We start from the raw sequence: 11,719 nt of genomic DNA on the forward strand, positions 1-11,719 counted from the left end.
GTCCTTTACGTTTCCTTTCATGCGCATTCTCGGCATCGACCCCGGCTTGCAGACCACCGGCTTCGGCGTGGTCGATGCGGACGGCCATGCGCTGCGCTACGTCGCCAGCGGCACCATCAGCACCCGCCACCTGGGCACCGGCAACAACCTGCCGGCGCGGCTGAAGGTGCTGTTCGACGGCATCGCGGAGATCACCGCGCGCTACCAGCCCGATGCATCGGCGGTGGAAATCATCTTCGTCAACGTGAACCCGCAGTCCACGCTGCTGCTGGGGCAGGCGCGCGGCGCCTGCGTGACCGCGCTGGTCAGCAACAACCTCTCGGTGGCCGAGTACACGGCGCTGCAGATGAAGAAGGCGGTGGCCGGCCACGGCCAGGCCGCGAAGGCGCAGGTGCAGGAGATGGTGCGGCGCCTGCTCGAGCTGCCCGGCCTGCCGGGCGCCGATGCGGCGGATGCCTTGGGCATCGCCATCACGCACGCGCAGGTGGGGCGCTCGATGGCGCGTCTGGCCGAAGCGGCCGAGGCGTCGAAGAGTTCAGCGGCGCTGCCTGCCGGCACCTACCGGCAGGGGCGCTCGCGCTGAGCCGAAGCGGCTGCCTGCATCAGCGCACGACGTAGCGCAGCTCGCCAGGGCGCCTGCGGCGCTCGCGTACTTCGGCGGCCACCGAAGCGCCGTCGCCGTCGAGGGCACGCGCAATCCAGCCAGCGAGCTGCGGCATGTCCCCGGGCGTGAAGCCCAGCCGCACGATCTCGGGCACGCCGAGGCGCAGGCCGTTGATGTCGCCTTCCACGGGCGCGATCGGCAAGCCGATGCCGCACGCCAGCAGACCGCCCTGCGCGAGCTTCTTCGCTGCGTGCTGGCCGCCGCCCCAGCGCGCGGCCTCGACCGCGAACTGGTGCGACTGCGTGAAGCCGCGAGCCTTCGCGAACACGGGCAGCCCCAACTCATCGAGTTCGCGCGCCAGCACCTGCGCCGTCTCGCGCATCGCGGCCGCATAGGCGATGCCGTGTACCTTCCAGTCGAGCAGCCCACGAGCCAATGCGGCCGTGCGGCCCGTATCCGAGTTCGCCGTGAGGCCGGGGTAGGCGATGGCGTCGATGCGCTCCATCAGCGCCGCGTCGTTCGACACGATCAGCCCGCCCGCCGGCCCGCCCAGGCTCTTGTAGGTGCTCATGGTGATCGCATGCGCGCCCTGCTCGAGCGGCTGCGGCCACGCCTTGCCGGCCACCATGCCGGAGAGATGCGCCGCGTCGAACAGCAGCTTCGCGCCCACGCTGTCGGCGATCTCGCGGATCGCGGGCACCGGGTGCGGAAACAGGTTCAGGCTGCCGCCGATGGTGATGAGCTTCGGCTTCGCCTCGCGCACAAGCTTCGCCAGCGCGGCGATGTCGACCGTGTAGCCATCGGCATCCACCGGCGCGGAAACCGGCTTCAGGCCATAGAGCCCAGCGGCGCCCGCCGCATGGTGCGTGACGTGGCCGCCGATGCTGGGCGGCGGCACGACGATGGTGTCGCCGGGCTGGCAGGTCGCCATGAAGACGTAGAGATTCGACAGCGCGCCCGAGCTCACGCGCACCTCGGCGAACTTCGCGCCGAACACCTCGGCGGCCAGCTCGGCAGCGACCACCTCGATACGCTCGATGGCCTCCAGCCCCATCTCGTACTTGTCGCCGGGGTAGCCGAGCGAGGGGCGCGAACCGAGCCCGCGCGACAGCAGCGCCTCGGCGACGGGATTCATCACGTTGGTGGCGGGGTTGAGGTTCAGCCCGTCCACGTCGTGGATGCGGTGGTTGTCGGCCACCAGCCGTTCGATCTCGGCGGCCACGCCTGCGGCATCGCGGGAGGCGGCATCGGCGGCGATGGAAAGCACGTGGTCCTCGCTGGCAGCGGGAACCCAGGGGCGGCGTTGCAAGGCGGCGGCAGGCATGTGGCGAATCTCGCTATGAAAGGGGATGGCCGCATCGTCGCCCGCCATTCGCGTCGGGGCAAACCGGATAATCTGGCCCCGAGCTGTAGAAAAACTTGGCCTGAAGGACTCCTCCGATGCCGCTCGCACCGCCGCGCCCCCGCCTGCCGCCGCACACCGCCGTGCGCGCCTTCGAGGCGGCAGCCCGCCATGGCAGCTTCGCGCGCGCGGCAGAAGAACTCTTCGTCACGCCGGCGGCCGTCGCGCAGCAGATCAAGGCGCTGGAGACCTGGGCCGGCGGCGCGCTCTTCGAGCGCCACAGCCAGGGCATCCGCCTCAGCGCGCACGGGCGGCGCGCCTTGCCCGCCCTCAGCGCGGCCGTCGACCAGCTCGGCCTGGCCGTTCAGGCGCTACGCCACGAGACCCAGACTGCAGCGCGCCGCAGCACGCTGCAGGTGGCCGCGCTGCCGGCCGTGGCGCAGCTGTGGCTGTCGCCGCGACTTTCACGGCTGAAGGCAGAGCTGCCCGGTGTGCAGGTGTCTGTGACCGCGCTGGAGCAGCCGCCGAACTTCCGCCGCGAACCCTTCGATCTCGGCCTGTTCTATGCGCGCGCCGGCGAGCGCATCGAGAGCGCGGCCGGCGCACAGGCGATCCCGCTGGTGCGCGACCGGCTGCTGCCCGTGTGCAGCCCGCGCCTGCGCGAGCCCCTTCCCAGCGGCCGTCCGCGCACGCTCGAAGACCTTGCGCAGCTGCTGCAGCGCTGCGGCGGACTGCACGACACCGTCTGGCGCGACGACTGGCAGCGCTGGCTGCAGGCCGTGCGGCCCGGCTCCACAGCCGGCGAAGCCGAGGCGCTCGCGGCAGGGCCGGACTTCTCGCTCTACAGCCTTGCGCTCCAGGCCGCAGTGGATGGCGAAGGCGTGCTGATGGGGCGCGAACACCTCGTCGCACCGCTGCTGGCCCAAGGCAAGCTGCATGCCCCGTGGGGAAGGCCGAAGGCGCTGGGAGATACCGTGATGCTGCTCGTACCCGCGCATCGCAAGGGGCCGCTACTCACGCGGCAGGTGCAAGCCATGCAAGCGCTGTGAGAGCGAATCGGGAAACACCGAGGAACCGGCTTTGCCGGGCCTCAGGTGTTGCCCCCGGAAGGGGGTTGGCGAAGCGACACGAAGTGCGCGCAGCCTAGGGGTGAACCTGGAACACCGAGGAACCGGCTCTGCCGGGCCGCTGGTGTTGCCCCCGGAAGGGGGTTGGCGCAGCGACACGAAGTGCGCGAAACCTGGGGGCGAGCCTGGCTACGCGACCCGTTCCGCGATCAACACCGCGAAGAAACCGAAGGCCGCCAGCAACGTCCACTTCAGCACGACCCAGCCGATGCGGCGGTACTTGACCTGCCCCGTGCCCGCGTAGAACGCGAAGCACACGCCCGCCACCAGCAGAAGCAGCAGGATGGCCCAGCGAAACAGAAGCATGTGAGAGGAGCGAGCGGCCTACCAGGCCCGCGCGACTTCGCCGAAACCACTGGGGGCGCGCTTCTCGTCCTCGAAGGTCACGACCTCGTAGGCGTCGCTGTGCGAGAGCAGCTCGCGCAGCAGCTTGTTGTTGAGCGCATGGCCCGAACGGAACGCGGTGTAGGCGGCCAGCAGCGGTTTGCCGATGATGTACAGGTCGCCCATCGCATCGAGGATCTTGTGCTTCACGAACTCGTCGTCGTAGCGAAGGCCGCCTTCGTTCAGCACCTTGGTGTCGTCCATCACGATGGCGTTGTCGAGACCGCCGCCGAGCGCGAGGCCCTTGCTGCGCATGTACTCGACTTCCTTCGTGAAACCGAAGGTGCGCGCGCGCGCGATGTCGCGGCTGTAGGAGCCGGTGCCCAGGTCGAACTCCACGCGCTGGCCGGTGGAATTGACCACGCGGTGGTCGAAGTCGATCTCGAAGCTCAGCTTGTAGCCGTGGTAGGGCTCCAGGCTCGCCCACTTCTCGTTGGCGCCCTCGCCTTCGCGCACCTCGACCTTGCGGGTCACGCGGATGAAGCGGCGCGGCGCCTTCTGCAGCGCGATGCCCGCGCTCTGCAACAGGAACACGAAGGACGATGCCGATCCGTCGAGGATCGGCACCTCGTCGGCCGTGATGTCGATGTAGAGGTTGTCGATGCCCAGGCCCGCGCAGGCGGACATGATGTGCTCGACGGTCTGCACCTTGGCGCCGCCGGTGGAGACGGTGGAGGCCAGGCGCGTATCGGTGACCGACTCGGCGGTCATGCGGATCTCGGCCGGTTCCGGCAGGTCGACGCGGCGGAACACGATGCCCGTGTCGGCTGGCGCCGGCCGCAGCGTCAGCTCCACGCGCTGGCCGCTGTGGAGCCCCACGCCCACGGCGCGGCTGATGGACTTGAGCGTTCGTTGTTGCAGCACGGCCGGGATTTTAGGCGCGCGACGGCCGTGGCGGCCTATGCCCCTCGCTATGGCACCGATAGACATGGGTTCTGTGCAAATCCTTCGAATTGGCCCGGAATGGACGCAAAGGGCACGAGCCGAGCGCAGCGCCTAGAGCCAGCGGACGTCCCTTTCAGGTCGTCCCCGTGCCCCTTGCGCCCTCTCGTGCCCTCTGCGTCCGGCCGGTCCCTTCGCGAAACACCGCGGAACCGGCTCTGCCGGGCCGCAGGTGTTGCCCCCCGGTAGGGGGTTGGCGAAGCGACACGAAGTGCGCGCAGCCTGGGGTGCGAGCCAGGTTCAATCAGCCTGGCGACGCAGGAACGCCGGGATCTCGAAGTCGTCCATGCCGCCCGAGGACAGCGCGTCGACCTTCGCAGCGGCCATCGTGCGGTTGGTGCGCCACACGCTGGGAACGGCCATGCCGTCGTAGTTGGGCTGGCTGCCGCCCGCGCCGCCGGCGTGACCCACGCCACCGAGCGTCGGCACGGTGAACGGGATGTTGTCGGTGCCGGTGCGGATGACTTCCAGTGTCGGCTGCTGGCGGCGAGCGTCGGGACGCGAGAGGCCGGTGGCCACCACGGTCACGCGCATTTCGTCGCCCAGGCTGTCGTCGTAAGCGGCACCGTAGATCACATGCGCGTCCGGCGATGCATAGGCGCGGATGGTGTTCATCGCCAGCTTCGACTCGTTCAGCTTCAACGAGCCCTTCGACGCCGTCACCAGCACCAGCACGCCCTTGGCGCCGGAAAGGTCGATGCCTTCGAGCAGCGGGCAGGCCACGGCCTGTTCGGCGGCGATGCGCGCGCGGTCGGGGCCGGCGGCCGCGGCCGTGCCCATCATGGCCTTGCCGGGCTCGCCCATCACGGTGCGCACGTCTTCGAAGTCGACGTTCACGCCGCCGTACTCGTTGATGATTTCCGAGATGCCGCCCACGGCGTTCTTCAGCACGTCGTTGGCCTGCGCGAAGGCTTCGTCCTGCGTGACGTCCTCGCCCAGCACGTCGAGCAGCTTCTCGTTGAGCACCACGATCAGCGAGTCGACGTTCGCCTCGAGCTCGGCCAGGCCGGCGTCGGCGTTGGTCATGCGACGGCCGCCCTCCCAGTCGAAGGGCTTGGTCACCACGCCCACGGTGAGGATGCCCATTTCCTTCGCCACGCGGGCGATCACGGGCGCGGCGCCGGTGCCGGTGCCGCCGCCCATGCCGGCGGTGATGAACAGCATGTGCGCGCCGTCGATTGCGGCGCGGATGTCGTCCACCGCGAGCTCGGCCGCTTCACGGCCCTTGTCGGGCTTGCTGCCCGCACCCAGGCCGCTGGTGCCCAGCTGGATGATCTTGTGCGCGTTGCTGCGCTGCAGGGCCTGTGCGTCGGTGTTCGCGCAGACGAACTGAACGCCCTGCACGCCACGCTCCATCATGTGGGCGACCGCATTGCCGCCGCCACCGCCGACACCGATCACCTTGATCTGCGTGCCCTGGTTGAACTCTTCGACTTCGATCATTTCGATGGTCATTTTTAACTCCTTGAATCTTGCAGTTGCCGTTATGTGTCTGTGAATATTTCTTGTACGGTGACAGGCTCAACGATGAGACCGTCGCGATGGAGGACCTGTTCGTCGCCATCGCTCGTTGAAATGCATGGGAGGGCTGCCGCGCGCGAGCCAGAGTGGAGACTTGATCATGGCTAGAAATTCCCCACGATGAAGTCCTTGAAACGTCCGAATGCAGTCTTTACCGACCCATTCTTCTGCGCGACCTTGAAGCCGCGCATGCGCGCGAAGCGCGCCTCCTCGAGCAGGCCCATCACCGTCGCGGCGCGAGGCTGCGCGACCATGTCCGACAGCGCGCTCGAATACTTCGGGATGCCGCGTCGCACGGGCTTGAGGAAGATGTCCTCGCCGAGTTCGACCATGCCGGGCATCACGGCGCTGCCGCCCGTGAGCACCACGCCCGACGACAGCACTTCTTCGTAGCCCGACTCGCGCACCACCTGCTGCACCAGCGAGAAGATCTCCTCGATGCGCGGCTCGATCACGCCGGCCAGCGCCTGCTTGCTCAGCATGCGCGGGCCACGGTCGCCCAGGCCCGGCACTTCCACCTGCGTATCGGGGTCGGCCAGCAGCTGCTTGGCAAAGCCGTTCTCGACCTTGATGTCTTCCGCGTCCTTGGTCGGCGTGCGCAGCGCCATCGCGATGTCGCTGGTGATGAGGTCGCCCGCGATCGGAATCACCGCCGTATGGCGGATCGCGCCATTGGTGAAGATCGCCACGTCGGTCGTGCCCGCGCCGATGTCGACCAGCACCACGCCCAGCTCACGCTCGTCTTCGGTCAGCACCGCCTGGCTCGAGGCCAGCGGGTTCAGCATCAGCTGGTCGACTTCCAGGCCGCAGCGGCGCACGCACTTGATGATGTTCTCGGCCGCGCTCTGTGCGCCGGTCACGATGTGCACCTTGGCTTCGAGCCGCATGCCGCTCATGCCGATCGGCTCCTTCACATCCTGGCCGTCGATCACGAACTCCTGCGGCTCCACCAGCAGCAGGCGCTGGTCGCTGGAGATGTTGATGGCGCGCGCCGTCTCCACCACGCGGGCCACGTCGGCGGGCGTCACTTCCTTGTCCTTCACCGCCACCATGCCGCTCGAATTGATGCCGCGGATGTGGCTGCCGGTGATGCCGGTGTAGACGCGGCTGATCTTGCAGTCGGCCATCAGCTCGGCCTCTTTCAGCGCCTGCTGGATGCTCTGCACGGTGGCGTCGATGTTCACCACCACGCCGCGCTTCAGGCCGTTGCTCGGCGCGATGCCGAGGCCGGCCAGCTTCAGCTCGCCGCCGGGCAGCACCTCGGCCACGACCACCATCACCTTGGCGGTGCCGATGTCGAGTCCTACGACCAGGTCTTTGTATTCTTTGGGCATTGGGATATGTCCTCGATTCCTCGGTATTCGCTACTTGATTTTTCTTGGGGCCTCGGGCGAGACCGTGGTGACGCCGCGCAGCCGCAGGGCATACGCGTCGTTGTGGCGCAGGTCCGCGCCTTCGACGTCGGCCATGGTGCGGCGGTACTGGCCCGCGACCTGGGTCACGGTCTTCAGGAAGCGCTGCAGGCGGGCCGTCACCTCTTCGCTCTGGCCGCGGCCGAGCTCGATCTCCGCGCCGCTGTCCAGCACCACCTTCCAGCTGCCCCGGCTCGACAGTGAAAGCTCGTCGATGCTCAGGTCGTAGGGCTGGAACTGCGGCTGCAGCACGCGGTACATGCCCAGCACCTGGCCGGCCTGCTCGATCGGGCCGTCCAGGCGCGGCAGGCTGTCGTCCACCTCGGCCACGTTGGCCTCGAACACGTCGCCGAAGCCGTTGATCAGCTTCGAGCCGGCCTCGTCGCCCCAGGTGGCCACGGGCACCTGCTCGGTCAGCGTCACGCGCAGCTTGTCAGGGAACTCGCGGCGCACCACCGCGCTGCGCACCCACGGCACCGACTCGAAGGCCGCGCGCGCGCGGGCCAGGTCGATGGTGAAGAAGTTGCCCGACAGCTGCGGCGCCACGTTGGCGCGCAGCGTGACCGCGTTGTTGTGCGTGACCTCGCCGTCCACCTTGATGCCGGCGATGGGGAAGAAGGGCTGGCGCAGCACCCACCACGCGCCCGCCGCAAGCAGCATGAGCGCCACCGCCGCGAACGCAAGGTTGGCGACGATGTTCATGAGCTTGACGTCGAAGGGCGCGGGGATGCTGTCGGCCATGGCTATAGCGAGCCTCCCGTTGCGTCCAGCGTGGCGGAAGCCAGCACCCGCAGGCACAGCTCCTCGTACGGGATGCCCGCGGCGCGCGCGGACATCGGCACCAGCGAATGACTGGTCATGCCGGGCGAGGTGTTCATCTCCAGCAGGAAGGGCTTGCGGTCGCTCGCGCGGATCATCACGTCGGCGCGGCCCCAGCCGCGGCAGCCGAGCGTGCGGTAGGCGGCCAGCGTGATGCGCTGGATCTCGCGTTCCTCGGCCTCGGGCAGGCCGCTCGGGCACTGGTACTTCACGTCGTCGGTGAAGTACTTGTTCTGGTAGTCGTAGGCGCCCTCGGGCGCGGCGATGCGCACCACCGGCAGCGCGCGCGCGTCAAGCCCGTGGCCGAGCACGGCGCAGGTCACTTCCTCGCCTTGGATGAACTCTTCGCAGAGGACGTCGGCGTCGTACTTGGCGGAGAGCGTGACCGCGTCCTGCATCTGCGAGTAGCCCTCGACCTTCGTCACGCCGATGGACGAGCCCTCGCGCGGCGGCTTCACGATCAGCGGCAGGCCGAGCACGTCGGGCACGGCCATGACCTGCTCGCGGCTTTGCTGGTCGAAGGCCAGGCGCACGTACTTGGGCGTGGGCAGGCCGTCGGCCTGCCAGATGCGCTTGGTCATGACCTTGTCCATCGCCACGCTCGAGGCCATCACGCCCGAGCCAGTGTAGGGAATGCCGAGCAGTTCGAGCGCGCCCTGCACGGTGCCGTCCTCGCCGTGGCGGCCGTGCAGCGCGACGAAGCAGCGCGCGAAGCCTTCGCTCTTGAGTTCAGACAGGTCTCGCTGCGACGGATCGAAGGCATGCGCATCCACGCCGCGCGAGCGCAGCGCGTCGAGCACGCCGGTGCCCGACATCAGGGAGATTTCGCGTTCGGCGGAACTGCCGCCGAACAGCACGGCAACCTTGCCGAAGAGTTTGGGGTCCTGAAGGCTCATGAGGCCCTCCCTTTGCGCGAGCCGCGCTCGGATGTTGAAGGGGCGGCAACGCCGGTTGCGGCACCGGCCGCGCCGAGCTCGACCACCTTGGCAGGCACCGCGCCGATGGAGCCCGCGCCCATCGAGAGCACCACGTCGCCCGCTCGGGCGTTGTCGAGAATGGCGCGCGGCATGGCGGCGATGTCGTCGACGAACACCGGCTCGACCTTGCCCGCCACGCGCAGGGCGCGCGCCAGCGTGCGGCCGTCGGCCGCCACGATGGGCGCCTCGCCGGCGGCGTAGACCTCGCCGAGCAGCACCGCGTCGGCTGTGCCGATGACCTTCACGAAGTCCTCGAAACAGTCGCGCGTGCGGGTGTAGCGGTGCGGCTGGAAGGCCAGCACCAGCCGGCGGCCGGGGAAGGCGCCGCGCGCGGCCGCGATGGTGGCGGCCATTTCCACCGGATGATGGCCGTAGTCGTCGATCACGGTGAAGGTGCCCGTGGCCCCCTCGCCCTGCACCGCCACCTCGCCATAGCTCTGGAAGCGGCGGCCAACACCCTTGAAGCCGGACAGGCCGCGCTGCACCGCCTCGTCGGAAATGCCGAGTTCCACAGCCACGGCGATCACCGACAGCGCATTGAGCACGTTGTGCTGGCCCGGCAGGTTCAGCACAACGGGCAGGTCGGGCAGCGTCACGCCGTTGCGGCGCTGCGCGGTGAAGTGCATCTGGCCGCCGACGGCGCGCACGTCGATGGCGCGCACCTGGGCGTCCTCGCCGAAACCGTAGCTGGTGACCGGACAGGTCACGTCGGCCACGATCTCGCGCACCGCCGGATCGTCGGTGCAAAGAATGGCCACGCCATAGAACGGCATGCGGTGCAGGAAGTCGACGAAAGCCTTCTTGAGCTTCGCAAAGTCGTGCCCGTAGGTTTCCATGTGGTCGGCATCGATGTTCGTGACCACCGCCATCACCGGCAGCAGGTTCAGGAACGAGGCGTCCGACTCGTCGGCTTCCACCACGATGTAGTCGCCGCTGCCGAGCTGCGCGTTGGCGCCGGCGCTGTTGAGGCGACCGCCGATCACGAAGGTCGGGTCGAGCCCGGCGGCCGCGAGCACGCTCGCCACCAGGCTGGTGGTGGTGGTCTTGCCGTGCGTGCCGGCAATCGCGATGCCCTGCTTCAGGCGCATCAGCTCGGCCAGCATCAGTGCGCGCGGCACGACCGGAATTCGCTTCTCGCGCGCGGCCAGCACCTCGGGGTTGTCCGACTGCACCGCGGTGGAAGTGACGACCGCGTCCGCGCCGTCGATGTGCGCGGCCGCATGGCCCACGAAGGTGCCGATGCCCAGGCCCGCGAGCCGGCGCAGCGTGGCGCTGTCGGCCAGGTCGGAGCCGGAAATCTTGTAGCCCAGGTTGAGCAGCACCTCGGCGATGCCGCTCATGCCGGAGCCGCCGATGCCCACAAAGTGGATATGACGAATAGCGTGCTTCATGCCGGCACACCCCCAGTCTTCGCGCACTTCGTGTCGCTTCGCCAACCCCCTTGCAGGGGGCAATGCCTGCGGCCTGGCAAAGCCAGTTCCGCGGCATTCCCCGAAAGTCCATGGAACATCGACGGGAGCTTCATTTGGTTAACTCCTCGCAGGCGCGGACGACCGCCTCGACGGCTTCGGTCTTCCGCATGGTCTTGGCCTTCGCGGCCTTCTCTATCAGCGCGTCGCGCCCGGTTTTCTGTAGCAAGTCAGCCAGCAATTCAGGAGTGAGGTCGGCCTGCTGCACCAGCCATCCGCCGCCCGCGTCCACGAGGAAGCGCGCGTTGGTGGTCTGGTGGTCGTCGACCGCCGAGGGAAAAGGCACGAACAGCGCTGCTGCGCCGACGGCCGCGATTTCTGTGACGGTGCTGGCACCGGCGCGCGCGACGATCATGTCGGCGTCCGCATAGGCCTGCGCCGTGTCTTCGATGAAGGGCGTGAGCTCGCCTTCGACGCCTGCTGCCTCATAGTTGGCGCGCAGTTCGTCGATCTGCCTGGCGCCGCTCTGGTGCAGCACCTGCGGGCGCGCGGCCGGCTCGATGCGGGCCAGCGCCTGCGGCACCACGGTGTTGAGGCCGCGCGCGCCGAGGCTGCCGCCCACTACCAGGAGCTTCAGCGGCCCGGTGCGGCCCGCGAAGCGCTCTGCCGGTTCGGGCTTGGATGTGAACGCTGCGCGCAGCGGGTTGCCCACCCATTGCGCCTTCTTCAGCACATTGGGGAAGGCGGTGAACACGCGGTCGGCCACGCCCGCCAGCACCTTGTTGGCAAGGCCGGCCACCGAGTTCTGCTCGTGCAGCACCAGCGGCTTGCCCATCAGCACGCCCATCATTCCGCCCGGGAAGGTGATGTAGCCGCCCAGGCCCACCAGCACGTCGGGCTTCACGCGGCGCACCACGCCCAGGCTCTGCCAGAAGGCGCGCAGCAGCTTCAGCGGCAGCAGGAACAGCGTCAACGGGCCCTTGCCGCGCACGCCGCCGAACTGCACCGGCTCGAAGGCGAAGCCGCGCGGCGGCACCAGCTTCTCTTCCATGCTGCCGGGGGCGCCGAGCCAGTGCACCTTCCAGCCGCGCTCGCGCAGGGCCTCGGCCACCGCGAGTCCGGGGAAGATGTGGCCGCCGGTGCCGCCGGCCATGACGAGTGCGGTGCGGCCGGTCATACGCG

The 11,719-nt window shown here is 68.8% G+C and carries 11 protein-coding genes; 2 read left to right on the plus strand and 9 right to left on the minus strand.

Annotated elements, in window-relative coordinates; translation table 11 throughout:
* Positions 1 to 19: 19 nt before the first annotated feature.
* A complete protein-coding gene (gene ruvC, locus QMO14_RS12480) occupies positions 20 to 583 on the plus strand; it encodes a crossover junction endodeoxyribonuclease RuvC (protein ID WP_301507529.1) in 564 nt (187 codons plus the stop codon).
* A 19-nt stretch (positions 584 to 602) separates the two neighbouring features.
* Here ruvC and glyA read toward each other — a convergent pair whose 3' ends face one another.
* Entirely contained in the window at positions 603 to 1,928 is a 1,326-nt protein-coding gene (gene glyA, locus QMO14_RS12485; RefSeq protein WP_301507530.1) for a serine hydroxymethyltransferase, read from the minus strand.
* 116 nt (positions 1,929 to 2,044) lie between these two features.
* On the opposite strand from glyA, the gene QMO14_RS12490 reads away from it, so the two are divergent.
* Positions 2,045 to 2,995, plus strand: coding sequence for a LysR family transcriptional regulator (locus QMO14_RS12490; RefSeq protein ID WP_301507531.1), 951 nt, complete (start codon positions 2,045 to 2,047; stop codon positions 2,993 to 2,995).
* Positions 2,996 to 3,202: 207 nt separating this feature from the next.
* Here QMO14_RS12490 and QMO14_RS12495 read toward each other — a convergent pair whose 3' ends face one another.
* From QMO14_RS12495 to murG, 8 genes are all read right to left on the minus strand, one after another.
* Entirely contained in the window at positions 3,203 to 3,379 is a 177-nt protein-coding gene (locus QMO14_RS12495; protein ID WP_301507532.1) for a hypothetical protein, read from the minus strand.
* A gap of 18 nt (positions 3,380 to 3,397) precedes the next feature.
* The gene (gene lpxC, locus QMO14_RS12500) at positions 3,398 to 4,321 is read right to left on the minus strand and encodes a UDP-3-O-acyl-N-acetylglucosamine deacetylase (protein WP_301507533.1); all 924 of its coding nucleotides are present in this window, start codon (positions 4,319 to 4,321) and stop codon (positions 3,398 to 3,400) included.
* A 318-nt stretch (positions 4,322 to 4,639) separates the two neighbouring features.
* Positions 4,640 to 5,854: a cell division protein FtsZ gene (gene ftsZ, locus QMO14_RS12505; RefSeq protein ID WP_301507534.1), complete on the minus strand. Its 1,215-nt coding sequence runs from the start codon at positions 5,852 to 5,854 to the stop codon at positions 4,640 to 4,642.
* 170 nt (positions 5,855 to 6,024) lie between these two features.
* Complete coding sequence (gene ftsA, locus QMO14_RS12510) at positions 6,025 to 7,254, minus strand: cell division protein FtsA (protein WP_081270183.1); 1,230 nt, start codon at positions 7,252 to 7,254, stop codon at positions 6,025 to 6,027.
* Between the two features lie 30 nt (positions 7,255 to 7,284).
* On the minus strand, positions 7,285 to 8,073 hold the full coding sequence (locus tag QMO14_RS12515; RefSeq protein ID WP_301507535.1) for a cell division protein FtsQ/DivIB: 789 nt from the start codon (positions 8,071 to 8,073) through the stop codon (positions 7,285 to 7,287).
* A gap of 2 nt (positions 8,074 to 8,075) precedes the next feature.
* The gene (locus tag QMO14_RS12520; RefSeq protein ID WP_301507536.1) at positions 8,076 to 9,047 is read right to left on the minus strand and encodes a D-alanine--D-alanine ligase; all 972 of its coding nucleotides are present in this window, start codon (positions 9,045 to 9,047) and stop codon (positions 8,076 to 8,078) included.
* On the minus strand, positions 9,044 to 10,519 hold the full coding sequence (murC, locus tag QMO14_RS12525; RefSeq protein WP_301507537.1) for a UDP-N-acetylmuramate--L-alanine ligase: 1,476 nt from the start codon (positions 10,517 to 10,519) through the stop codon (positions 9,044 to 9,046). Before murC ends, QMO14_RS12520 begins: the two co-directional genes overlap by 4 nt.
* A 130-nt stretch (positions 10,520 to 10,649) precedes the next feature.
* Positions 10,650 to 11,714: an undecaprenyldiphospho-muramoylpentapeptide beta-N-acetylglucosaminyltransferase gene (gene murG, locus QMO14_RS12530; RefSeq protein ID WP_301507538.1), complete on the minus strand. Its 1,065-nt coding sequence runs from the start codon at positions 11,712 to 11,714 to the stop codon at positions 10,650 to 10,652.
* Positions 11,715 to 11,719: the final 5 nt, after the last annotated feature.

It is taken from the genome of Variovorax sp. CAN15, from assembly GCF_030462475.1.
Taxonomy (GTDB): domain Bacteria; phylum Pseudomonadota; class Gammaproteobacteria; order Burkholderiales; family Burkholderiaceae_C; genus Variovorax.